Source organism: Sporosarcina sp. FSL K6-5500 (genome assembly GCF_038005665.1).
Classification (GTDB): Bacteria; Bacillota; Bacilli; order Bacillales_A; family Planococcaceae; genus Sporosarcina; species Sporosarcina psychrophila.
On the sequence record NZ_JBBOTP010000001.1, the window covers coordinates 2,019,602 to 2,042,340 of the forward strand.

At 41.0% G+C, this 22,739-nt stretch carries 26 protein-coding genes and 1 pseudogene; 23 read left to right on the forward strand and 4 right to left on the reverse strand.

Translation table 11 applies throughout. The features are described from left to right. Window positions 1–51: 51 nt before the first annotated feature. From MKX62_RS09450 to MKX62_RS09470, 5 genes are all read left to right on the forward strand, one after another. Window positions 52–2,127 (forward strand): DUF2339 domain-containing protein, encoded by a 2,076-nt coding sequence (locus MKX62_RS09450; RefSeq protein WP_340741297.1) that lies wholly within the window; start codon window positions 52–54, stop codon window positions 2,125–2,127. Between the two features lie 146 nt (window positions 2,128–2,273). Then, complete coding sequence (locus tag MKX62_RS09455) at window positions 2,274–2,471, forward strand: helix-turn-helix transcriptional regulator (RefSeq protein WP_340741298.1); 198 nt, start codon at window positions 2,274–2,276, stop codon at window positions 2,469–2,471. Between the two features lie 3 nt (window positions 2,472–2,474). Continuing rightward, the gene (locus MKX62_RS09460) at window positions 2,475–2,918 is read left to right on the forward strand and encodes a hypothetical protein (protein ID WP_340741299.1); all 444 of its coding nucleotides are present in this window, start codon (window positions 2,475–2,477) and stop codon (window positions 2,916–2,918) included. Between the two features lie 74 nt (window positions 2,919–2,992). Then, window positions 2,993–4,195, forward strand: a complete 1,203-nt coding sequence (locus MKX62_RS09465) for a class I SAM-dependent rRNA methyltransferase (RefSeq protein WP_067204951.1) — start codon at window positions 2,993–2,995, stop codon at window positions 4,193–4,195. Window positions 4,196–4,314: 119 nt separating this feature from the next. Next, on the forward strand, window positions 4,315–4,935 hold the full coding sequence (locus tag MKX62_RS09470; protein ID WP_067204954.1) for a LysE/ArgO family amino acid transporter: 621 nt from the start codon (window positions 4,315–4,317) through the stop codon (window positions 4,933–4,935). 175 nt (window positions 4,936–5,110) lie between these two features. Here the strand turns inward: MKX62_RS09470 and MKX62_RS09475 are convergent, their stop codons facing one another. From MKX62_RS09475 to MKX62_RS09490, 4 genes are read right to left on the reverse strand one after another with little or no spacing between them, the layout of a single operon-like run. Next, the gene (locus MKX62_RS09475; RefSeq protein ID WP_067204957.1) at window positions 5,111–5,521 is read right to left on the reverse strand and encodes a DUF3021 domain-containing protein; all 411 of its coding nucleotides are present in this window, start codon (window positions 5,519–5,521) and stop codon (window positions 5,111–5,113) included. After that, the gene (locus MKX62_RS09480) at window positions 5,518–5,976 is read right to left on the reverse strand and encodes a LytTR family DNA-binding domain-containing protein (protein WP_338653870.1); all 459 of its coding nucleotides are present in this window, start codon (window positions 5,974–5,976) and stop codon (window positions 5,518–5,520) included. Before MKX62_RS09480 ends, MKX62_RS09475 begins: the two co-directional genes overlap by 4 nt. 60 nt (window positions 5,977–6,036) lie before the next feature. Beyond that, complete coding sequence (locus tag MKX62_RS09485) at window positions 6,037–6,780, reverse strand: ABC transporter permease (RefSeq protein WP_338653869.1); 744 nt, start codon at window positions 6,778–6,780, stop codon at window positions 6,037–6,039. Between the two features lie 12 nt (window positions 6,781–6,792). Next, on the reverse strand, window positions 6,793–7,512 hold the full coding sequence (locus MKX62_RS09490; protein ID WP_340741300.1) for an ABC transporter ATP-binding protein: 720 nt from the start codon (window positions 7,510–7,512) through the stop codon (window positions 6,793–6,795). A 188-nt stretch (window positions 7,513–7,700) separates the two neighbouring features. On the opposite strand from MKX62_RS09490, the gene MKX62_RS09495 reads away from it, so the two are divergent. From MKX62_RS09495 to MKX62_RS09580, 18 genes and pseudogenes are all read left to right on the forward strand, one after another. Continuing rightward, entirely contained in the window at window positions 7,701–8,522 is an 822-nt protein-coding gene (locus MKX62_RS09495) for a VanW family protein (RefSeq protein WP_340741301.1), read from the forward strand. A gap of 57 nt (window positions 8,523–8,579) precedes the next feature. Next, entirely contained in the window at window positions 8,580–9,128 is a 549-nt protein-coding gene (locus MKX62_RS09500; protein ID WP_340741302.1) for a GrpB family protein, read from the forward strand. Between the two features lie 22 nt (window positions 9,129–9,150). Next, window positions 9,151–9,351 (forward strand): annotated as a pseudogene (locus MKX62_RS09505) (DUF3977 family protein). 30 nt (window positions 9,352–9,381) lie between these two features. Next, on the forward strand, window positions 9,382–9,936 hold the full coding sequence (locus MKX62_RS09510; RefSeq protein ID WP_340741303.1) for a GNAT family N-acetyltransferase: 555 nt from the start codon (window positions 9,382–9,384) through the stop codon (window positions 9,934–9,936). Between the two features lie 774 nt (window positions 9,937–10,710). Then, a complete protein-coding gene (locus MKX62_RS09515; RefSeq protein ID WP_340741304.1) occupies window positions 10,711–11,079 on the forward strand; it encodes an NUDIX hydrolase in 369 nt (122 codons plus the stop codon). Window positions 11,080–11,094: 15 nt separating this feature from the next. Next, window positions 11,095–11,820 (forward strand): nucleotidyltransferase domain-containing protein, encoded by a 726-nt coding sequence (locus tag MKX62_RS09520; RefSeq protein WP_340741305.1) that lies wholly within the window; start codon window positions 11,095–11,097, stop codon window positions 11,818–11,820. Further along, complete coding sequence (locus MKX62_RS09525; RefSeq protein ID WP_067204979.1) at window positions 11,817–12,335, forward strand: NUDIX hydrolase; 519 nt, start codon at window positions 11,817–11,819, stop codon at window positions 12,333–12,335. The genes MKX62_RS09520 and MKX62_RS09525 overlap by 4 nt, the downstream gene beginning before the upstream one ends. Next, window positions 12,307–12,762 carry a GNAT family N-acetyltransferase gene (locus MKX62_RS09530; protein ID WP_340741306.1) on the forward strand — a complete coding sequence of 152 codons (456 nt, stop codon included), beginning with the start codon at window positions 12,307–12,309 and terminating at the stop codon, window positions 12,760–12,762. Before MKX62_RS09525 ends, MKX62_RS09530 begins: the two co-directional genes overlap by 29 nt. A gap of 139 nt (window positions 12,763–12,901) precedes the next feature. Then, window positions 12,902–13,282 (forward strand): hypothetical protein, encoded by a 381-nt coding sequence (locus MKX62_RS09535; protein ID WP_067204984.1) that lies wholly within the window; start codon window positions 12,902–12,904, stop codon window positions 13,280–13,282. Between the two features lie 374 nt (window positions 13,283–13,656). Next, a complete protein-coding gene (locus MKX62_RS09540; protein ID WP_067204987.1) occupies window positions 13,657–14,274 on the forward strand; it encodes a TerD family protein in 618 nt (205 codons plus the stop codon). A 31-nt stretch (window positions 14,275–14,305) separates the two neighbouring features. Next, window positions 14,306–14,884, forward strand: coding sequence for a TerD family protein (locus tag MKX62_RS09545; protein ID WP_067204989.1), 579 nt, complete (start codon window positions 14,306–14,308; stop codon window positions 14,882–14,884). Window positions 14,885–15,128: 244 nt separating this feature from the next. Continuing rightward, the gene (locus MKX62_RS09550; protein ID WP_067204991.1) at window positions 15,129–15,707 is read left to right on the forward strand and encodes a TerD family protein; all 579 of its coding nucleotides are present in this window, start codon (window positions 15,129–15,131) and stop codon (window positions 15,705–15,707) included. A gap of 57 nt (window positions 15,708–15,764) precedes the next feature. After that, window positions 15,765–16,520 (forward strand): TerC family protein, encoded by a 756-nt coding sequence (locus MKX62_RS09555; RefSeq protein WP_067204993.1) that lies wholly within the window; start codon window positions 15,765–15,767, stop codon window positions 16,518–16,520. A 78-nt stretch (window positions 16,521–16,598) separates the two neighbouring features. After that, the gene (locus tag MKX62_RS09560) at window positions 16,599–17,777 is read left to right on the forward strand and encodes an HpcH/HpaI aldolase/citrate lyase family protein (protein WP_187046499.1); all 1,179 of its coding nucleotides are present in this window, start codon (window positions 16,599–16,601) and stop codon (window positions 17,775–17,777) included. Next, window positions 17,740–19,116, forward strand: coding sequence for a phosphoribosyltransferase family protein (locus MKX62_RS09565; RefSeq protein ID WP_082786462.1), 1,377 nt, complete (start codon window positions 17,740–17,742; stop codon window positions 19,114–19,116). Before MKX62_RS09560 ends, MKX62_RS09565 begins: the two co-directional genes overlap by 38 nt. A 16-nt stretch (window positions 19,117–19,132) precedes the next feature. Then, the gene (locus tag MKX62_RS09570; protein ID WP_340741307.1) at window positions 19,133–20,245 is read left to right on the forward strand and encodes a cysteine protease StiP family protein; all 1,113 of its coding nucleotides are present in this window, start codon (window positions 19,133–19,135) and stop codon (window positions 20,243–20,245) included. Continuing rightward, a complete protein-coding gene (locus tag MKX62_RS09575; RefSeq protein WP_067205001.1) occupies window positions 20,242–21,045 on the forward strand; it encodes a hypothetical protein in 804 nt (267 codons plus the stop codon). Before MKX62_RS09570 ends, MKX62_RS09575 begins: the two co-directional genes overlap by 4 nt. 60 nt (window positions 21,046–21,105) lie before the next feature. Beyond that, a complete protein-coding gene (locus tag MKX62_RS09580; protein WP_067205004.1) occupies window positions 21,106–22,734 on the forward strand; it encodes a YceG family protein in 1,629 nt (542 codons plus the stop codon). Window positions 22,735–22,739 lie beyond the last annotated feature (5 nt).

A 22,739-nucleotide genomic window follows, 5' to 3' on the forward strand; every position in this document is an offset into this window, starting at 1 on the left:
TTTTTTATACCCGGTTTAAGTTCTTTGAAACTAGTAAGTAGGAAATGAGGAATGAAGTTGGATGAAGAACTGAAGGTTATTTTGCAACGGGTGTCTGATCTAGAAGGTGAAGTAAGCACGTTGAAGCGGCAATTGGCTGAAATGAAAATCCCTCCAAGCCCTGTTACGGAGAAAGTGGAAAAAGTTCATTTAGCCTCGATAATGGCACGTTTGCCTGAGCAACCAGTTCGGGAAGAAGTTCCGATTCAGCAGAAAATAAGGAAAGAATTCGATCTTGAGAAAGCGTTAAGCAACTGGCTTCCGCGAATATTTATGTTTATTCTACTACTTGGAGTTTTATGGGGATTGAAAGTTGGAATGGATAATGGATTTATCACCAATCCAGTACGAGTTGGAATGGGCTACACAGGAACAATTTTGCTCTATTTTCTTGGGACGCATTACTACAATGGTGGAAAAAAAGGGTTTGGTCTAACATTACTTGGCGGTTTTATCGGACTCGGAATTTTGACGACATTCGCGGCACATCTTTTATATGGCTATCTGAATTTCACGATTGCATTTGTGATAGGCGTGGCTTATATTATCGCAGGGTTGTTGTTATCGAGAAAAACAAAATCGGAAACGTTGACGATATTTTCTGGGATTGCAGGATTTTTACTTCCTTTTTTATTAGAAGGAGAAGGAGCAACTTCCATTCAATTCTGTGCGTACATCCTGTTGTTATTTTTATCACTGTTTTATGTGTCACTCAGTCAAAAGTATAAGTATACGTTCTACGTCATGTTCTCACTATTCCATTTAACGTTGTTCGTTTATGCACTTCTCGAGAGTGCGTTTGCGGAAGAATCGATACTTGTTGCGACGGTGTTAATTCAGCATGGTGTGATTTTATTGTTTTACTTAAAAGGTCGAATTTCAAGGGATGTATTTTCAGAAGCACTTCTCTACTCGAATTTTGTCTTAACAATCGGCTGGATAAAACTACTTGACCATATGCAGGAAGTGACTGTTTACGGCTTGTTGGCGCTGTTGTATAGTCTGCTTGCGGTATATTCTTTTTGGAAGAAAGAAAGCGCGCTACGAGGTATTTTGTCTGCTGTAGCTGTATTTGCAGTCACTGTATTCATCCTGTCCTTTGACATGGATGATACTCGGGTTATTCTAATATTGCTTCTAGTGAATGGGGCAATTGGAATTTGGGTAGGTTTGCGCTTCAACACACTTAGGACAATTGTGACCGGTTCAGTAATTTACTTATTTGCGGTTCCAGCAGTCCTGACTACAATGCAAATAAATGCATTTTGGTCCATGGAGAATGCGGTGTGGCTTGTCTTTATTGGTTCATTCAGTTGGATATTTTACACGCTTTACCGATTTACGCCTTCTCGTTTATTGGGGAAAACGAAGTCAATTGACAAAAGTTTGATCGTTGGTCAACTGCTTGTTCTTGTCTATATTTTTAAATTAACAAAGCTAGGGCTTGCGAATACTTATGTATCGTTTGACACAGCTAATCATGTTCATGCGTTTGTATTATTGGTGGTACTTAGTGCTATGTATTTCTTCCACAAGTGGAGTAAAGGACTGTACTTGACGCATGGGGCAGTTATTCTGTTTCTGATAGCAGGTATGATAGTGCTGCTGACGGGCTTGGGTTCATATTATAAACACGGCGAGTTTTTATTTAATTTCTTTGTGCAATTTGCTTTTGTGGCCGCTTTTACGGCTGTAGTGTGGGCGATTGTAAAAGACCGTTTCTATCTTTCGGGCAAAGAGCTGAAGTGGGAGACACCGCAACTGGCGATTGTGCTGCAAATTATCTATTTCATCGTCCTAAATAAATGGTACTTAGCCTTCACGACAGCTTATGAATGGGATTTGGAATATGTGTTGTTTGCGCATACGTTCTTGCTGTTTGCTTTTGCGTTTGTGTCCATCAGTATCGGTGGGAAAATGAATTGGAAGTATGTCAAAATTATCGGAGCGGTGCTCATTATCATTTGTGTGCTGAAGCTCTTCCTCGTAGACTTATCAAGCATTTCTATTCTTGTTAGGGCAATATTGTTCACCATCGTTGGTGTTGTAGGACTGGTATATTCACGGACGTTATTAAAGGAAGACTAAGAAAAGAAGCAATATGAAAAAGCAGCGGAATGATTAGTTCCGCTGCTTTTTCATATAAATGGGGGAAGATATAAGTTACCTTATGTCAGGTATATTTGACTTATGGTTTTAATTTTCAGTATAATTCTGTTGACGGGAGGTTTACCATGACAAAGAATTTACGAGTCAAGGCTGCGCGGGCGGCTAAGGATATGTCACAAAAGGATGTTGCAGAGGCAATCGGAATTACGAGGCAGACGATGAATGCCATTGAAAATGGTGAATACAATCCTTCCCTGAAATTATGCATTGCCGTATGTAAAGTGTTGGATAAAACATTAGATGAATTATTTTGGGAGGGATGAAAGATGCAAAATGATCGCTTTGATGAATTTCAAATTGCGAAGAGACATCGTATTGGTTATCAAGCATTCATTTTGACAATAGCGCTCATTGTTGTGAATGGCATTATAAAAATGAATTATAGTTGGGCGGATCCTCTGATGGAAATATTGGTACTCATATATATTCCAATGATGTACTTGACGGTGATGGCAATTTGGAAAGGTGCGTATACGAGTAAAAAGGAGAAGAATCCAAATGTCTATATTCCGATGTTTGGGCTTGTTGTATTATTTGGTTGGTTTGTCATTGGACAATCGATCTGGAGTGATGTGTTTATCCTTACAGAAAACGGCAAACTGTCTAATAGCTCGGGCATATTATTTTCAACGACTTTCTTTACGGTGACCACAATTACGATGATTATTCGAAGAGCTATAGATTTTCGGATGATGCGGACGGAATCATGAATAAAACTTGCCGGTTTCGCAATTAATGATAAAACGTGCGATAATAAAGAAAACGATCAAGTAAGGATGACGAAATGACAAAAACAATCGATTTACAAGTAAATGCAAGAAATATTAAAGATTTCAAAAAAGGCTATCCGTTAATTTTAAAAGATGCGATTATTAATTCTGGCGTGCTTGCAACGGAAGCGGAAGGAACGATTGTACGATTAGTGGATAAAGACCGTCGCTTCGTTGCGAAAGGCTATTACGGCTTGCAAAATAAAGGTCTTGGCTGGGTACTGACGAGGAAAGAGGAAGAAGTAATCGACTTTGACTTCTTCGAATCAAGAATCGCCGCAGCATTTGCGAGACGTGAAGCTTTATTTGCGGATGCCTACACGACAGCGTTCCGCGTGTTCAATGGTGAAGGCGATGGCATCGGCGGACTGACAATTGATTATTTCGACGGCTATTTTATGGTGAGTTGGTATAGCGAAGGAATTTATTCGCTGAAGCATCATGTCTACAGCGTCTTTGATAAAATCATTGATTACAAAGGTATTTATGAGAAGAAACGCTTTGACACAAAAGGCGGATACATCGAACAGGATGATTTCGTTAAAGGGGAGCAAGGTGATTTCCCAATTATCGTCAAAGAGAATGGCATGAATTTCGCAGTCAATTTAAATGACGGCGCAATGACTGGGATTTTCCTTGATCAGCGTGATATGCGTAAAGCGGTTCGCGATAAGTATTCCGAGGGAAGAAATGTGTTGAACACATTCTCGTATACGGGCGCATTTTCCGTTGCAGCACTACTCGGCGGCGCAGTTAAGACGACAAACGTTGACTTGGCGAAGCGTAGCAATGCGAAAACAATCGAGCAGTTCAGTGTGAATGCCATAGATTACGAACAGCAGGATATCAAAGTGATGGATGTCTTCGACTACTTCCGCTATGCAAAACGGAATGATTTGAAATTCGATCTAATCATTCTTGACCCGCCTAGTTTCGCTCGTACTAAAAAGTATACGTTCAGTACAGCGCAGGATTATCCGGCACTTCTTATGGATGCGATTGCGATTACTGAGAAAAACGGCATCATTGTTGCATCGACAAATAATGCGAGTTTCGGAATGAAGAAATTCAAAACGTTCATCGAGCAGGCCTTCGAAGAAGCAGGATCCAGGTATAAAATTCTTGAGGAATCAACATTGCCGAAAGACTTCCGGACAAACCGTGATTACCCTGAATTCAACTATTTAAAAGTTGTTATTGTGCAGAAGACGAAATAAATGTGGAATACAAAAGCCGTGCTAGGATTTTTCTGGTACGGCTTTTATTTATTCATAAAAGAGGACTAAGCCTTTCAATCGAGAATTGATTAGGATGGAGATTGAATAGGGGTGGGCATGTGACTGAGGCAATTTTACATGGAATTATCCTTGCATTTGGACTTATTGTGCCATTAGGTGTCCAAAATGTGTTTGTTTTTAATCAGGGGGCATTGCAACCGACATTCATGAGAGCCCTACCTGTAGTCGTGACCGCGGGTATTTGTGACACAATCTTGATTGTTGCGGCGGTGTCGGGCGTATCACTTCTTGTCCTAACGTTTGCCTGGTTGGAAAACATTATCTTCAGTATCGGTATTCTCTTTTTACTCTATATCGGTTTTGTCTTATGGAAAAGTGATGCGATGTCGACGAAGGTGGATGGAGAGAGATTTTCTACAAAAAAGCAAATCATTTTTGCAGCATCGGTTTCTTTATTGAACCCTCATGCAATCCTCGATACGATTGGAGTTATCGGGTCAAGCTCACTCAATTATGAGGGGGACGTAAGAATTGCATTTACGCTGACGACAATCATCGTTTCATGGCTTTGGTTTATCGGGCTTGCAACGGGCGGACGCTATTTCGGAAAGTTGGATTCGAGTGGGAAACTAATGGCGCTGCTGAATAAAGTATCCGCTTTAGTCGTTTGGGGAGTTGCTGTGTATATGGCAATCAGACTTATCAAGAATATGATGTAAGAGCCGTGCCGAGTAACAAACTGGCACGGTTTTTCTGTAATTTAACCTAATGCGGGTCATAATCAGCCTCATGGAGAGCATAACCACGTCCATGGCGGTCATAACGTGCATCGTATCGAGCATAACTACTTCCATGCCGGTCATAACACAAAGATTAGGAATGAATAGTAATAAATCAAAGCTCCTGGAGTTCCGCATTCAACTTCTTTGCCTGCCCTCTGAAATACAGATAGAAGGAAGTCCAAAATATGGAATAGCAGACAACAAACATTCCGAATACGAGTAAAAAGCTTTTCACTGTAAATGGAACCCAACCGATTCCGAACGCGAGGATGAAGTAAAGGATAACTACCGTAACGAAATGTAATGCGGTCTGTTGGGACAAACGCAAAGACGTATTTTCAAAAAAGAGCGGTGTGACTGTGAAAAACCAACCACAGAAGATGGAACCGAGTGAGTTTTTTAAGAATAATTGTCCGTCTAGCATATCTTTACCGCTGAATAGCACAACAGAATTCGTCAATATGACTGCAATAAATGCACCGAACAGAATACCGATGAAGCTTCTATATAAAAAGGTTTTCATTCGCCTTTCCTCCTATTCATTTTCAAGGATTCTTTAATGGCATTGACGTATGTTCGAGAGACGTATTCTTTTGTACCTGATTTAAAATACACACAAAGTGTTCCATTAAACGACGCTTCGAAGCGGCTTAATTCATGTAGATTTGCAATGACAGATTTAGAGAGCCTAATGAATTTACTCGCCGGAAGAATTTTTTCAAGTTCGTATAACTTTTCTTTTAGTTTAAATGAGCCAGCAGAAGTCACGGCGATAACGCTATCTTTTTCTGTATGGAAAAAGTGAATTTCTGCCGGTTTTAAAATATGTTGCATATCGCCGTCTTTTCCGACGAGGAATTCTGTGTCTTGCCCTTTGATAAAATCTAGAATTTCTTGTACGGAATCATCCAATGTCGGGCATTCAATCGTCACCTTGGTTTCTTCATAATCGCGATCAATGTTTAATGATACTTTCATTGCGATGCACCCCTATCGGCAATAGTATATACATTAAATTTACCATTGCCTGGTAGTCTGTCAAATACGTCTTTTAGTAGAAATATGGAGAACGAACAATGCGACAATCACTAAACAAGAAATATAGACGACGGATATAAGCGTACTGTTGTCAAAAGTAAGCTGTTCATTCCAAACACCAATGAACAAATTATTCATATGATAGAGCGGATTAAATTCGGCGATAACTTGTATAAATTTCGGCATCATATTAATTGGAAATGCAAAGCCACCTGTAAAGATAACGACTTGGAAAATAACGATGGAGAACACTAATGCACTTTTCATCTCGTTGAAAAAAGAGTAGATGGCAGATGCGATAACGAGCAGAGCAGCATTGAGTGCGATGAAAAATCCATAGGCCAAGATGAAATTCAGTACGTGAAACTGCAAATCATACAAGAGCATACCAATCGCATAAACGAACAGGTAGCCAAAACTTGTAATGATAATGGAGCGGATAATACTGGATAGCAGAAGCATATTTTTAGAAACGGGAGAAAGTCTAATTCGTTTTTCGACACCCGTCGTACGATGCGTCACCTGGTCGAACCCGAAAGCGAAAAATACAGTGGTGAACGTGATAAGTAAAATATACGAGGGTGTATATGTTTGTGCATAACTTAAGTTACCCGCGTAGGTTTGGTCTCCGAACAATTGCCCCATGAAAATGTACGTAACAGGCGGTACCACAATCGTGAAAACTAAGTAAAATAATTCTCTTGAAAACATGAGTAAGTCGTATTTTAACTGAGTCGCTAACATATTTTCTCCTCCTTATATGGATACTTTCTCGAGATAAAATTCATTGATGGATTTATAGCCTGATGCCAAAATAGCTTCTGTCGTATCGAAGACTTCATTCACACCATTATCTATAAGCATTACCTTGTCGCAGTACAATTCGATTTCATCCATATTATGTGTTGTCAGAATGACTGTACCGCCTGTTTTCTCGTTGTAATCGGTAATATACGTCCAAAGAATATTGCGCATATGCGGATCCAGACCAGTTGTCGGTTCATCTAAAATTAGAAGTTTCGGTTGTGATAAAAAGGCGATGGCCAAGCTTACAATCTGTTTCCATCCTCCAGAAAGTTTATCGAAGTACTTTTTTCGATGCGGTTGTAACTTAAAGTCAGAGATGATTGTTTCGATGTCAATTGGGGATTTGTAATAGGCTTTAAATAACCGTAGTAACTCTTGTACTTTCAGTGTCTGATAGAACTGTGTAGGCTGCAGGACGACGGAAATTTGTTTTCGAACTTGTTCCATCCGGTTTATAGAAAGTGCTTTAATATCTTCATCGAAAACGAAGACTGTTCCAGCGTCGTATTGTTTAATGGTCATAATAATTTCAAGGAACGTTGATTTGCCCGCCCCGTTTTTCCCGATAACCCCAATTACTTCGCCTTCTTGTGCTTGAAAATCCACCCCTTTTAAAACGACGTTTGTTCCGTAAGCTTTTTTCAAGTTGCTAACGTTGATGATATTCATTGCTATCCCTCCGTTTGAAAGTTCTTTGTAACCAAAGTGTATGTTGTCTCGGTCTTGCTGTCTTCGGTATTCCCGTGAACCGCAATAATAGGAAGGTGACTTGTAGAAAACGTCCTATGAAATGCATTTGGTTTTCCGATAAATTAAAAGGACAAAGCTGGTAGAGAAGAGAATAAGTAGAAGAGGGGATGACGCGATTGAATTCATTGCAACCAAAAAAGCGCAGCAAGTTGCGAATATTCTTCGGGAAGAAAGTGTACCGATTGAGGCGGTATTCGGAGTGGTACATGGACGAAAAAAAGTATGCAACAAGGCGGTCAATGGAGAAATTAAACCATGTCATCTTCAAACATCGAACGCCGTTACTCCGCAAATTGAAAGATGTAGAGATGGAATTGGAAACAAACAAAATTACGAATTTGAAAATAGCAGCAAAACGATTGAACGGAATTATGCTCCAGCCTGGAGAGACATTTTCCTATTGGCGCTTGATAGGCAGTACGACGAAGCGAAAAGGTTACGTTGACGGAATGATTTTGCATTACGGGCAAGTGACGAAAGGCGTTGGAGGCGGTTTGTGTCAGTTGTCGAACCTGATTTACTGGATGACACTTCACACGCCGCTCACGATTACTGAGCGATACCGGCATAGTTATGACGTATTCCCAGACTCGAAACGGAAACAGCCATTCGGAAGTGGTGCAACATGCGCTTATAACTACCTAGATTTACAAATAAAGAACGAAATGAATGTGCCGTATCAGCTCCTCATCTATTTGACGGACACATCGCTTGTTGGTGAATGGCGTGCGCATATGGGTGCGAATCGAACGTATAAAGTATACGAAAAAGACCATAGTTTCACGCGTGAATCGTGGGGCGGCTATGTGCGCCATAATACGATCTATAGGAAAGCGTACAACCTGAACGGAGAACTTATCGATGACGAATTCATCACAGAAAATCATGCAATCGCGATGTATGAGCCATTTTTGACATATGAGAAGTGAAGCGGGAATATTCGGTTGATCCCACAAGTGAAGTCTTAAATTGGGAGTGGGTTTGGAATGTTAGGTTTAAATAAAGACGTAGTGAAATTAGTGGAGCACACGAATAACTGGAAAAAACTTTTCAAGGTGGAAAAAAGTCTATTGAACTCGTTGGTAGGTGAGCATGTAGTAGATATCCAACATATCGGTAGCACGGCGATTGACGGAATCGCCGCTAAGCCGCTTCTCGATATACTCGTGGGCGTTAGGTCGATGGGAGACGCGCAGAAATTTGATAAGCACAAGTTGAAAGAGGCGAACATTTACCATTTAGCTCGTGTTCAGATCGAAGGGAAAGAAGTGTTTGCCAAGTTCTCAAATTTGGAGAACTTAACGAAGACACATGTCCTTCATGTTGTGGAATATGGTGGGGACTGGTGGCAAAAGCACATATTTTTCCGAGATTATTTAAATGACCATCCCGAAGTCGCAAAACAATATGAAGTACTGAAGAAGGAAATGGCGGAAGCGTTTCCTACAAATGAGCGTTCCTATGCAGAGGGTAAAAAGGATTTTGTAGACAGGATAATACTCTTGCGAGAAGGGGAGATTGATGTAATTCGTTGAGCCTGGATTTGGGAACAGATGGTTGTTGAGGACGGAAACAGAGTTAGAAGATGGTACTGAATTCGAAGAATAAGGCATCATCGGTCCGCTAAAAATTCATGCGATATATATGAGAGTGTGGATATTTAAAACTGTTTTCATATTGGATATAAGAGAAGGTTTTAAAAGGGTGAAAAAGAGCCGCAACAAATTTAAATTGATTTTTGGTGTGGTTAGTAAATGATTTTGAATTCCAAGCAAAGAGGTGAATGAAATGCTGTTTCAAAAAGGAAATCTACTCATCCGCGAATTGGAATGGAAGGATAAGTACCTCCTTTCCAAATGGCTTTCAGATCCAGAAATTTTGCAGTATTACGAAGGGCGGGATAATCCGTTTGATGTGAAGAAAGTGGAACAGAAGTTTTTCGAAGCAGAAGCCGATGCTACACGCTGCATAATTGAATTCGATGAGGGCCCAATAGGTTATGTCCAGTTTTATGAAGTCGATGAGGATGAAAGACAAACCTATGGCTACAGCGACTCAATAGAAACACTCTATGGGATGGATCAGTTCATCGGGGAATCAGCGTATTGGAATAAAGGCGTCGGGACACAGATTGTCCGTGCGATGGTGGCTTATTTAATTCAAGAAAAAGGCGCGGACCGGATTGTGATGGACCCACAAACGTGGAATGAACGAGCCATTCGTTGTTATGAAAAATGCGGGTTTGAAAAAGTGAAATTGCTCCTGAAAAATGAATTGCATGAAGGGGAATACAGGGATTGTTGGTTAATTGAGTATCTCTCTAAAGCGGGTGTGGATGTATGAGAAATAGGGGTTCTTCCGTTATCATCGAGAACAATAAAGTTGCATTGCATTCGTGTTGATTAACCAAAAATAACCAAAAATTGATCCCCCCTGGCATTACTTGTGTAGTTACGTTTTTGGATTGCTTTGGATCGAATGACTTCTATTACGATTACCGAGATGTCTGGATGTGTAGGTATGCGACAAAGTCGCATACCTACACACTTATTTCGGTAATCGTATGGTGGCCCTTCATCCGTCGCGCTCCAAATGCATAAGTACACATAGTGCTGAAGCTCTTTGGGACGAAAGAATAGCTGGCTTCTTAACTGGAGAAAAGCCGCCAAAGATGCAATTTTGGCGGCTCAAACTTTCTATATGGTTTTCTCTTTTTTACTAATAAAGAAGTGTCGCTTTCTAGTAGGCATCACATAATAAGGAGCATACTCTTTGTTAAAGATAAGCAAAGAACGCATCGTATAACGTGCAAGAGTGCCCGAAATTGCATCTTCGGGCACTGATAACCTGTGAAAAAGGATGCTCTTCTTTACTTCTAAAGCAACTGCATTTTTCACTTAAACAGTGTAGGTTTGCGACAGGTACTTATTCACAATAAGATGACCGAAAAGGGTGTGGCTAGGAATGACGAAGTCATTTCTAGCCACACCCGCTCCCCCGTTAATCATATCGTGAATAGTGTGCCGAAAGCGAACCGGAAATGATCCAGTGAAAATGGAGGTTTTCAAGCCTCTTCCTAACTTGTTATTTATGCAAGAAAATGGTTAATCAACAGACGTGGTTGCATTGATTAAACGAGTTAGAGAAGGACAAGAGTATTATGTTTTTCCAGGCGGTGGCATTGAAAACGAGGAAAGTCCAGAACAAGCCGCAATAAGGGAAACGTTTGAAGAATTAGGCGTTCATATTAGCATTAAAGATAGCCTTGGAATTGTTAATTATACTGGCGTGCAGTACTTTTTCATTGCTGAAGTTATTGGGGGGACATTCGGTACGGGGCAAGGCAAAGAGTTTGGCGGGAAAGTTAGGGATAGGGGGACCTATGAGTCGACGTGGATTGAGTTAGATAACCTGTTATCGTTAGATGTCCATCCGATTGAGATTGCAGAAAAAGTGTATTCCTTATATAGAACTTTAAATTGTTAGGAGAAAGGTGAGATTATGAACAGGAGTAGATTACAGCCCGTCGAAGCCGCAAAAAGGTTTATAACAGAACACTTCGCGGATTGCCAAGCTGCATTGCTTGCGGGGAGTGTTATCAGGGGCGAAGAAACAGCAACATCAGACTTGGATATCGTTGTTTTTGATGAAAAGATAGAATCGGCGTATCGTGAGTCGCTTATAGAGTATGGATGGCCAATCGAAGTGTTCGTTCATAACTTTTCGTCTTACAAGGTGTTTTTTAAGGAAGACTGTGAATGGGCTCGACCTTCATTGCCGCGAATGGTGTCTGAAGGAATCATCTTATTCGATTCAGGAGTTGTTTCTTTAATAAAGGAAGAAGCTAATGAACTATTGAAAAAAGGTCCTGAAGTATGGTCGATAAAAACGATAGAAATGAAACGGTATATGATAACGGATGCGCTCGATGATCTCATTGGTTCAACCAATCGTGCGGAAGAAATCTTCATAGCGAATACACTTGCCGATGCCATACATGAATTCTTCTTGCGGACAAATGTTCAATGGATTGGTGCGTCAAAATGGATTATGCGTGCTTTAAATCAATTTGATAAGAACTTTGCGCGAACGTTTGTACAAGCATTCGATGCATTTTATAAAACGGGTAATAAAGATGCAATTATCGATCTTGCAGATGAAGTGTTGAAACCATATGGTGGCAGGCTATTTGAAGGGTATTCAATGGGGAAAGGAGACCGTATATGACAAGTACATATGTAGATTGGGGGGGCCATAAGCTGAAGCTGACATGGGAAAGTGGTTTTTTGCCGGAAAGGGATTTGATCACGAGTGTCCATGGCTTCTGTTTTAAGGACGGGCAACTGTTGATGGTCGATTTGGATGATCGGGGTTGGGATTTTCCGGGCGGTCATATTGAAGTCGATGAAACTGCGGAGGTGTGCTTTAGACGTGAGGCAATGGAAGAAGGTTATGTAACGGGAGATTGTGTACTCCTCGGTTCAATAGAAATCGACCATAATGAAAATCCGTTGTGGAATGAACACAGTCCTTATCCGAAAGTGGGTTATCAGGTTTTTTACAAAATGGACATAACTGAATTACATCCTTTTGAAGCGAAGTATGAATCAAGCAGAAGAATTTTCATCCCCTTTGAAGACGTCTCCAAATACTATAAAGGTTGGCATGCAACGTATGAAAAAATTATGTGTGAGGTGCAAGGAAGGTGCCTAAATGAAAATCAGGAAATTACTACAACATGAAGCCCCACCTTTCGAACTCTTGCTACTTGCCGACCCATCGCGAGAACAGGTAGAGCTGTATATAGCTAATGGGGAGTGCCGTGTTGCTGAAGAGGAAGGCGAAATCGTAGGTGTCTATGTGCTAGTGAAGTTAGGTATAACAACGATGGAGATTATAAATATAGCTGTAGATGAGCGTATACATGGTCGCGGGCTTGGGAAGAAGTTAATGAGTGACGCAATCCAGACCGCAAAGGTGTTGGGCTGCAAGTTCCTGGAAGTTGGGACGGGTAACTCCAGCATTGGTCAATTGGCTTTTTATCAGAAATCTGGGTTTCGTATCGATGGTGTTATAAAAGACTTTTTCGTTGATCACTACGAGGAAGAGATCATTGAAAACGGTATCCAGTGCAGGGATATGATTAGACTGTCGATGGAAATTGTATAATCATAAAGTAATCTATGCTTGATTACAGCTATGAACCATTTCATCTACTTTGTCACAAATACGTCCCGTGACAAGTCACTATCCATCTAGTAAAATAGAAGTGATATGTTGTGAATTTTCTGTAAGGGGCGATGACGCTATGAAACGGATACTCATACTTCTTTTCATTGTTGGTATGATGGCAGGCTGTTCGAATGTGTATAGCGCAGAAGAGGGCTATCGCATGGCGGTTATCAATCATGGTTTCCCGGTTCCGAAAAATGCGAGTGAACTAAAGCCAGAAGCGTGTACGACGGAAATTTCGAAATCGGCAAAGTACAAGTTGAACGATATTGGCGGGGAGCAGGGAGAACCGCCGGAGCACTACTTGGAGGAAATAAAAAAGTGGGGCTGGACGGAACTTGAAGATGAACAAAAAGGGAATATCCACTTCTACGAAAAAGAAGGGAAAATCATGTCACTCATTTTTAAGGAAAATGTCTTTGATGTGTTTGAAATGAGTAGTGCATTGAAGATGTAGGAACTTAAGTGCTGTGGATTTCTTTTTTTTGAAACCATTTGGCATGTTCGTACGTACTAGTAACAAGAGATGATTGTGATGAACTGGAAAGTAGTCATTATTGCATAATATCTGTGCTATATGATATTGCTGTCAACACAAGCATTGTGGAATCCAAGATGTTTGGATGGTTCGTCAGGTCATCTTTGAGGTTTACTATTCATTATCCAATGACGATTAGAATATTCATGAAAGTTGAATTTGGCATTGCAGGGTGGAAAATGCTATAGGTAATCATCATTTTGGTAGTTCGGTATCAGATGTAGTAAAATATATAATGATGGTGTTTTTACGAAAAGATAAAAAATTCATTAAAATGTAAAGGAATGATTGGTTTGGCAATTATTTTACAAAAGGGTCAAAAAATTGATTTAACAAAAGGTCATCCAGGTCTTGAGAAGATTATAGTAGGCCTCGGTTGGGACCCAATTCAAAGTCAGAAAAAAGCTGGCGGATTACTCGGCGGACTTTTCGGTGGTGGTGGTAGCGGTGCTACAAATATGGATATAGACGCTTCTGTTATCATGCTTCAAGACGATAAGTTTGCGAGCAATGACAACTTGGTTTACTTTGGTAACTTGAAAAGTAAATGTGGTAGCGTAACGCACACTGGTGATAATATCACTGGAGAAGGCGACGGAGACGACGAGCAAGTGATTGTTGACTTGAAAAAGGTACCCGCAAACGTTAACAAACTTGTATTCGTTGTTAATATTTATGATTGTGTAAAACGTAAGCAAGACTTCGGCCAAGTAGAAAATGCGTTTATCCGTGTCATGAATTCAGCGAACAATGAGGAATTACTTAAATTCAACCTGTCCGAAAACTATGCAGGTTCAACTAGTTTAACTGTTGGAGAAATTTATCGTCACGGCAGTGAATGGAAATTCGGCGCTGTTGGATCAGGATCATCTGATGCAGGTCTTGGCGAAATGGTTAAAAGGTACTCATAAACTATAAAAAACAGAAAAGAGGATGACATAAATGGCTATTTCATTGAGTAAAGGACAAAAAGTAGATTTGACGAAAAGTAACCCGGGATTAACGAATATTACGGTTGGTGTTGGCTGGGATACGAATAAATATGACGGTGGACAAGATTTTGATCTAGATTCTTCTATATTCTTATTGAATGCAGCGGGTGTATGTGCAAATGAAAAAGATTTCGTTTTCTTCAATAACCTTGAGGGTGGAAATGGTTCCGTCGTTCATACTGGTGATAACTTGACTGGTGAAGGTGATGGAGACGATGAGCAAGTCAAAGTTTCCCTTTCAACTGTACCAACTACAGTTGAAAGAATTGCATTCGCAATTACAATTCATGATGCAGAACAACGTAGCCAAAATTTCGGGCAAGTTTCAAATAGCTATGTACGAATCGTCAACGATGCAAACGGTGAAGAGTTAATCCGTTATGACCTTGGCGAAGACTTCTCTATTGAAACGGCTGTTGTTGTAGGGGAACTTTACAGACATGGTAGTGAGTGGAAGTTCAATGCAATTGGTAGCGGCTATCAGGGCGGACTTGGTTCACTTGTTAAGGACTACGGACTACAAGCTTAATTAATTGATATAACTATATATGTTGTTTCCGGTGCCAGTTGCTGACATCGGGTTTGTATTTGAACTTCAGTGTAGGCGCCTTACAGGGGGAGCCGAAGCCGTAAGACTGGTGGCGAAGGCTTTCTGGCTTATGGCGCGGGAGGCATCCCCTAAGCGCCGGAGCGGAGTTGAATGGAATCATCTATTCAATCTATATAGTTATGGAAGTTTTGAATTCTAATCATGATAAACAGGAGTGATTCAGATGGCGATTACTTTATCAAAAGGTCAAAAAATCGATTTGACGAAGACAAATCCCGGCCTTGTAAGAGGTGTTATCGGACTAGGTTGGGATACGAATAAATACTCTGGCGGTCAGGAGTTTGACCTTGATGCATCGGCGTTTCTTGTCGATGCAAGCAATCGTTGCCAGAATGATCATGACTTCATTTTCTATAATAATCTTAAGCATCCGAGTGGCGCTCTTCTACATACTGGCGATAACCGGACGGGCGAAGGAGATGGGGATGACGAGCAAGTAATCGTTGATTTCCCTAAAATCCCTGCGTACGTTGACCGCATTGGTATTACGGTTACGATTCACGATGCAGAAGGAAGAAGTCAAAACTTTGGTCAGGTATCAAATGCCTTTGTTCGATTATCGGATGAAGCGACCGGAGAAGAGGTGCTACGTTTCGATTTAGGAGAGGATTTCTCGATTGAAACGGCAGTTGTTTTTTGCGAACTGTACAGGCACGGTAACGATTGGAAATTTAATGCAATCGGTAGTGGCTTCTCTGGAGGGCTAGGGGCACTTTGCCGGAATTATGGTTTAGAAGTATAAATTTACGGGCTGATAAAAGGTCGGAGTCTTTTATTGTTTTATTATCAGGAGGAACTAATGGAGATACTTAATGGAATAATCGATACATATGCCGCTTTTTTTGATTGGGGTATGTGGGTGGAAGTATTATCGGATCCAGTCAGTTGGGGCTTAATCGGTACCCTCATCATACTTGAGGGGCTATTGTCAGCTGATAATGCTCTCGTTTTGGCGGTCATGGTCAAACATTTACCAGAAAAACAACGAAAAAAAGCTCTGTTTTACGGGCTTCTTGGTGCTTATGTCTTCCGCTTTATCGCAATTGGGGTCGGTGTTTTCCTCATTAAATTGTGGTGGGTCAAGGCATTAGGTGCGGCTTATCTCGCATGGTTGGCGATTAAATACTTTATGGATAAGTCTAAAGAGGCAGGTAATGACGAAGAAATTGCAGGGATGAAAACAGAAGGTATTCTAATCCGTCTTTTCGGTACATTCTGGGGAACAATCGCTGCTGTAGAGATTATGGACATCGCCTTTTCAGTAGATAGTGTTCTTGCTGCTTTCGGTGTCAGTGAACAGATTTGGGTACTTCTTCTTGGAGGAATGCTCGGTGTCTTGATGATGCGTGGAATTGCCGGCGTATTTTTGAAGTTAATCGACAAGGTACCAGAACTTGAAACGTCAGCATATGTGCTGATTATGTTAATAGCGATTAAAATGGGATTGAGCGTTGTTGGTATTGACGTCCACCACTACGTATTCTTTATCATTCTAATCCTTACGTTCATTGCCACATTCGTTGTTCACAACATGAATAAAAAGAAAATGGCTTAATACAAAGAAAAAAAGAAGGCTAGCCCCTTCTTTTTTCTTTTACCCTAAATCGAATAATAAATAAGGTTGGTGCTCAGATTGAGGTATTTTAATGACTTAGCTGCTATTGGCTTAGAAGATTTATTTTATCGGAAACCGGAGACGGTTACGAAGCATACCGATAAACAACGGCTATCATACAGTCTGGGGGCTTTATTGTATATGCCAGCAACCCGTGAGGATATAGCCCATCTCATTATTACCAACAAATTTAAGGAGCTTGTCACAGTAGCGATCTGTCTTGAAGATGCAATAGGTGATCATGAAGTTGAACGGGCGGAAAATAAACTGATTACGCATATGCAACAAATTAGTGCTGCAGTTCAGGATGGTCGACTTACGGAAGAAACGACTCCACTTATTTTTGTTCGGGTAAGAAGTGCACAACAGATGCTGGACATAGGGGAGCGGCTCGGTGATTCGTTGAAGAACCTCGTAGGCTTTGTGTTTCCTAAGTTTGCATCGGATAATGCGGAGGACTACTTATCGGGTCTGCGACAGTTGAATGAGCAAGCGAATACAGTTTTATATGGTATGCCAATTCTTGAATCGCCGAATGTTCTTTACAAGGAGCGTCGCTTGGCAGAGTTGCTTAGTTTAAAGGAGATAGTTGATCGGTATGCTGACTTCATTCTGAATATCCGGATTGGTGCTACGGATTTATGTGGACTTTACGGGTTGAGGAGGGATAGTGAGACGACTGTCTATGAGATTTCCATTGTCAATGAGCTAATTACGGATGTTGTCAATATATTTGCCAGGCAACATGACGGTTTCGTGGTATCGGGTCCAGTGTGGGAACATTTCTCATCAAACGGTCGTATCTTAAAACCACAACTGCGTGAGACGCCATTTCAAGAAAGTTCAGGTTCAGTGGGTCTTCTACTCAGAAAAGAATTGATACGGAAAGATTTTGACGGGCTAATTCAGGAAACGTTGCTAGATAGAGCGAACGGCTTAGTTGGGAAAACAATCATTCATCCGTCTCACCTTTTGCCTGTGCAGGCATTGCATGTCGTCACGAAGGAAGAATATGTGGACGCACTTAGTATCTTCCAGCAGGCCACAGGTGAAAAAGGTGTGTTCAAAAGTGAATTTATGAACAAAATGAATGAGATTAAGCCCCATTTATACTGGGCACAAAAAGTGTTAATTAAGTCTGATATATACGGGGTGTACAATGAAAACATTACATTCATCGATTTATTATCCGAGTAGGTACACGCATGAAGTTTGCGAAACCATGCAAGTACATGTACAAATTGACCAAAATCCATATGAGCTTTCAGTTGAAAGTTTATATGAGATGGCCGCAAGAATTAACAAAAAACGTTCTTTTTTATTCGTCAGTAAAGTACTCGGGAAACATATTTCTATTCCGCCTCAACTGCCCTTGATTGCATCAGCATTGCTGGCCTCTGCTTATTATGAAGGTAAGACAAGCAAACAAATGCCTGGAAAAGAACAGCTCATCGAAGCAGTTAAGGACGGTTCCACTAAAAACTTGCAAACAGCATATTCAATTGTACAGGAACTACACTGTCAACTTGATGAGCCGGTTGTGTTCATCGGTTTTGCGGAAACGGCAACGGCCCTCGGTCATGGCGTTTTTGACTGTTTTTCGGATGCTACCTACATTCATTCGACTAGAGAAATGCTTGCTGATGAAGAGGTGACGCTCTACTTTGAAGAAGAGCATTCCCACGCTACAGATCAGCGTTGCTATGCACCGGAACAGTATTTGAATAATGACCACTCGATTTGTCTGGTAGATGATGAAATTACGACAGGCAAGACAGCATTGAATATCATCGCTTCTATTCAAAAGCGTTTTCCACGTAAGGAATACACAATACTATCCCTGTTGGACTGGCGAAGTGTAGAAGATCAGCAACGATTGAAGGCATTTGAGAAATTGCATGATGTACGCATCACGACGTATGCTTTATTGACGGGAACAATCCAATTAGAAGGCACACCTGGTTTAGCTGAAGATGCCAGTGTCATTGACGAATTGGTTGTTAAAGTTCCCGATTTTGAGAGAATCAGTCTGAAGTCATTGCCTATCCCTCTTCCTCACTATCCTTATTCTTCAATTGATTCTTTTGGATTTAAAAATGATTCAAGTTATTTGTCTCTGACTGGTAGATTCGGTATCTCGTCGGACAACAAAGAGGATGTTGAAGCATACTGTCAGAGTGCAGGAGAATATTTGAGGAAGTATCGGACAGGAAAACGGACATTATGTTTAGGTACTGGGGAATTCATGCATATCCCCATGAAAACGGCTGTTTACATGGGCGAAGGTGTATCTTATCATTCAACAACGAGAAGCCCGATATTCCCAATTGACCGAGAAGGTTATCCGATAAAAAGTCGAATGGCTTTTGAAAGTCCTGAAGATCCAGCAACTATGAATTATGCATATAATGTATCCGACATGGAATACGATGAAGTCTTTTTATTTTTCGAACGTCCTATAGATGACAACAGGCTTGAACCGATATTACGCCAGTTCAAAGGATTACCTGCAATCTATATTGTAGACTTCACTTGAAAGGTGTGAGTAGAAAATGCAACAAATGACTAAAACAGTGACTGGAAGTTATTCATCTGAAGATGTCGTTTTTCTATTGAAAGATCTGTCAGATGCGAGCCTTGAAAGAAGCCTGAATGAACGGGAAGAGGCTATTCAAGGCGGCGCCCATTATTCGGAAATGCTTCCCATTGAATATGAGCCAACCGAAGCCTATTTAAATCTTTTTTACGAGTCACTCAATACTTCAAAGCGAAAAGTAGCAACAGCGGTCGGCGCAGTTTCGGAACTCCTCATTGAGAAAAAAGGGAAGGAACTTGTTCTTGTTTCCCTTGCGAGGGCTGGGACGCCGATAGGTATCTTGATGAAACGTTATATTAATGCGGTATATGGGTTGAATTTACCGCATTATAGCATATCGATCATTCGAGGACGTGGCATCGATGAAAATGCGATGCTGTATATTACGAGTCAACATCCTGATAAGCGCGTCGTTTTTGTCGACGGTTGGACTGGTAAAGGTGCGATATCTATGGAGCTGACAAAGTCTGTGGAGTCGTTTAAAGAAAAATATGGTATCCTACTGGACGACGAACTCGTTGTATTGGCGGATCCGGGTCACTGCTCTTCCTTATATGGGACGCGGGAGGACTTTCTAATCCCAAGCGCCTGTTTGAATTCAACAGTATCAGGCCTAGTTAGCCGAACGGTTCTGAACAGCCGCTGGATAGGAGCGACGGATTTCCACGGAGCGAAATTCTATTCGGAACTTCAGGATAAAGATGTATCGAATCATCATATTGATGTCATTACGGCAGAATTTGAAGCGGCAGCAACGTTAATCGAAGCGGCGAAAGAGGCTTTAAAGAAAACAGATATGAGCCCGACATGGCAGGGAATGAAAACAATTGCATCAATTCAGAAGCACTACGGCATTGAAAATGTGAATCTCATCAAACCTGGTGTTGGAGAGACGACACGTGTTCTTTTACGACGTCTACCATGGAAGATATTAGTTAAGGATTTAAACGATGTGCGGCTTAAACATATTTTCCAACTTGCAAAGGAAAGAGCTGTACCTGTGGAGGTTTATGAACAGATGACTTATACTTGTTGTGGACTTATCAAACCGTTGGAGAAAAAAGTATGATGTTCGCAAGCGATTTAGATGGAACACTTATTTATTCGAACCGGCGCTTTGGCGAGGAAACCTTGAATGTATCTGTTCGTAATATTGAAGTATATAATGGAAGAGACATTTCATTCATGACAGAAAAAGCGATTGCGCTATTACGCGAACTGTCCGATGAGATGATGTTTGTTCCTGTAACGACAAGAACAATTGAACAGTATAATCGAGTCTCACTATTTCATGAAGAAATACGTCCTACATACGCGATTACTTGTAATGGCGGCGTTGTGCTGAAAGATGGACATATAGATACGCACTGGCAGGATTATATCCGTACTAAAATAGATGGAAGTACCGCTTCAGTGGATGATGTGAAGCGGAAAATAGAAGAGACTGCGGATGCGTCTTGGTTGAAATCCATTCGTGTGGTAGAGCGATTTTTTGTGTACTTGATTATTGACCCACCGCTATCAGCTGAGCGGATCAATTATTATTCACAGTGGGCGGCAGCGCATGACTGGGCATTTTCAGTTCAAGGCAGAAAAGTTTACTTCATTCCATCATTCATCAATAAATGGGATGCGGTGGACTATGTTGCAAAAAAAGAAGGAAAGCAAACGGTTTATACGGCAGGGGATTCCAATTTGGATGTCTGCTTGATTGAACAGGCGGAGTTTGGTCTGATACCACGGCACGGGGAAGCGGCAGCTAAATTTGGTCATCTAGGACTGACACAAAAAACAGGGATTTTGGCATCGGAGGAAATCATTGAAGCTATTCTTTCGAAGCGTCTCCAATTAACTCCTGGAATCCGTTGACGATATCGGACTACGCCCCTTCCATTGACGCAAAAAAATAGGTGATTGGGGGGAGTGAAGATGATAAGGAAACTGATACTTAAGAAGGTTGAATACTCGAATTGGGCAACCGAACTCAGCAAGCCAATTGCTACCCGCCCTGATTATCAATTGGGAGAAGAACGTATACAATACAGTCAGATTGCTACACGTATTGTCGGATCAGGTTTTGATGAAACAGAATATATGATTGAATTATACACAGCGAGCCAGGCCCCTGGTGTGTATGTATTATCTGAAACACTTGATAAGAACATGCCACCAGAACGATTTCAAGCCATCCAGCGAATTTATGATCTTATTCAGGAAAAACCGAATCTATCGATTAACCGCTTTGTAGCTTTTTTGGAGGGGGCACAACTGCTTCCAAAGTATGGCGAAGACCCTGATTTCAATAGATTAATCCGGTCAACACTCATTGAGGTATTTGAACTATTCAAGAAAAATCATGCGGGTGCATTTCATCATCCGGAATTCCGACGAGTTTTTCTTGATATCATCAAATGGACGTGGAATCATATTGATCCATGGGTCAAGGGAACACCGATCGATAAGGATATCCCACACATTATCTGGTACGGCGATATGAACAAAAGTCAGATGTATTTTCTGTTCTATACAATCTTATTGGGAATGGATGTTGTCATTCTTCATCCGGAAGGAAAAGACGATTTTAAAGAGCTTGATCCTGACAACAACTGGTCCTTCTTGACGGAATATCCGACCACCATGAAAATCCAACCTTTTCCGCAAGAAGAACCGAAACGACAAGGGACAGTCGCATACCGTGCTTCGAAAGAAATCGATCACGTACTTCACCATGAAGGTTCTGCTTATTATAAGCCATGGCAATTCCGCAACCATCTCCCCGTGGCAGTTACATTAAAAACGACATATGACGAGATTTTTCTATTGGCGAAAGAAAAGGCATTTATACGACCAAATTTCTCTGCCAATGGGGATGAAGTGAAGATACCCGCATTGTTCGCGAAAGTTTCCGGCGTTTCAACCAGCCGAAAAGAATATTGGGATAAAATGCATCGGCTCACTAGCCAACCGAATTGTGTAGTAGTGAAAAAATTCCCATTCATACAAGAAACGAAAGCGAATAACCAATATCATTACCAGCATGCACTTGGCAAAGATGGTCGTTTGGTCCCGGAAAAAATGATGCAAAGCAACTGGTGGCAGTACGGTCAACTACATGACGGTGCTCAACTAGGACTCGCGGCGGCCATTTCAAGGATTTGCGCCCATTCGAAAATGAAGGCACAACCGGGGGAAACACCGGAACAAGTCTCTCTCTATTTGTTCACACAGGCAACTTCCATACCGGAAGAATTGATCAATCTTTTGCAAACGTTTGATTATGCGCAAGAGGTTCCAAAAGTGATTTTATATAACAATGAAGTTAATGGTATTTTGTCTAGGGCAGATGCAGCATTACTGTTACTGTTGAATGAAATTGGACTTGATATTATCTTATATAATCCACCCGGTCACAATGATCTGGAGCACTTTATTGGGAAAGAATATTTTGATCATCATATGCTGGAAGACATGGTGTTCGATCTATCCTTTCAGGAGAATAAAAAGGATGCATCAATTGTAAGCGGTTTTTTAAATCGACTTTTTAACGGAAGGGATTGAATGGC

Bases quoted from the DNA above. Each gene is read 5' to 3' on its own strand.
- MKX62_RS09455 (WP_340741298.1), top strand. From the start codon at position 2,274: ATGACAAAGAATTTACGAGTCAAGGCTGCGCGGGCGGCTAAGGATATG.
- MKX62_RS09450 (WP_340741297.1), top strand. From the start codon at position 52: ATGAAGTTGGATGAAGAACTGAAGGTTATTTTGCAACGGGTGTCTGAT.
- MKX62_RS09525 (WP_067204979.1), top strand. From the start codon at position 11,817: ATGACAAGTACATATGTAGATTGGGGGGGCCATAAGCTGAAGCTGACA.
- MKX62_RS09530 (WP_340741306.1), top strand. From the start codon at position 12,307: ATGAAAATCAGGAAATTACTACAACATGAAGCCCCACCTTTCGAACTC.
- MKX62_RS09565 (WP_082786462.1), top strand. From the start codon at position 17,740: ATGAAAACATTACATTCATCGATTTATTATCCGAGTAGGTACACGCAT.
- MKX62_RS09535 (WP_067204984.1), top strand. From the start codon at position 12,902: ATGAAACGGATACTCATACTTCTTTTCATTGTTGGTATGATGGCAGGC.
- MKX62_RS09475 (WP_067204957.1), bottom strand. From the start codon at position 5,521: ATGAAAACCTTTTTATATAGAAGCTTCATCGGTATTCTGTTCGGTGCA.
- MKX62_RS09580 (WP_067205004.1), top strand. From the start codon at position 21,106: ATGATAAGGAAACTGATACTTAAGAAGGTTGAATACTCGAATTGGGCA.
- MKX62_RS09510 (WP_340741303.1), top strand. From the start codon at position 9,382: ATGCTGTTTCAAAAAGGAAATCTACTCATCCGCGAATTGGAATGGAAG.
- MKX62_RS09550 (WP_067204991.1), top strand. From the start codon at position 15,129: ATGGCGATTACTTTATCAAAAGGTCAAAAAATCGATTTGACGAAGACA.
- MKX62_RS09545 (WP_067204989.1), top strand. From the start codon at position 14,306: ATGGCTATTTCATTGAGTAAAGGACAAAAAGTAGATTTGACGAAAAGT.
- MKX62_RS09555 (WP_067204993.1), top strand. From the start codon at position 15,765: ATGGAGATACTTAATGGAATAATCGATACATATGCCGCTTTTTTTGAT.
- MKX62_RS09460 (WP_340741299.1), top strand. From the start codon at position 2,475: ATGCAAAATGATCGCTTTGATGAATTTCAAATTGCGAAGAGACATCGT.
- MKX62_RS09575 (WP_067205001.1), top strand. From the start codon at position 20,242: ATGATGTTCGCAAGCGATTTAGATGGAACACTTATTTATTCGAACCGG.
- MKX62_RS09480 (WP_338653870.1), bottom strand. From the start codon at position 5,976: ATGAAAGTATCATTAAACATTGATCGCGATTATGAAGAAACCAAGGTG.
- MKX62_RS09520 (WP_340741305.1), top strand. From the start codon at position 11,095: ATGAACAGGAGTAGATTACAGCCCGTCGAAGCCGCAAAAAGGTTTATA.
- MKX62_RS09570 (WP_340741307.1), top strand. From the start codon at position 19,133: ATGCAACAAATGACTAAAACAGTGACTGGAAGTTATTCATCTGAAGAT.
- MKX62_RS09495 (WP_340741301.1), top strand. From the start codon at position 7,701: ATGACGCGATTGAATTCATTGCAACCAAAAAAGCGCAGCAAGTTGCGA.
- MKX62_RS09500 (WP_340741302.1), top strand. From the start codon at position 8,580: ATGTTAGGTTTAAATAAAGACGTAGTGAAATTAGTGGAGCACACGAAT.
- MKX62_RS09465 (WP_067204951.1), top strand. From the start codon at position 2,993: ATGACAAAAACAATCGATTTACAAGTAAATGCAAGAAATATTAAAGAT.
- MKX62_RS09485 (WP_338653869.1), bottom strand. From the start codon at position 6,780: ATGTTAGCGACTCAGTTAAAATACGACTTACTCATGTTTTCAAGAGAA.
- MKX62_RS09490 (WP_340741300.1), bottom strand. From the start codon at position 7,512: ATGAATATCATCAACGTTAGCAACTTGAAAAAAGCTTACGGAACAAAC.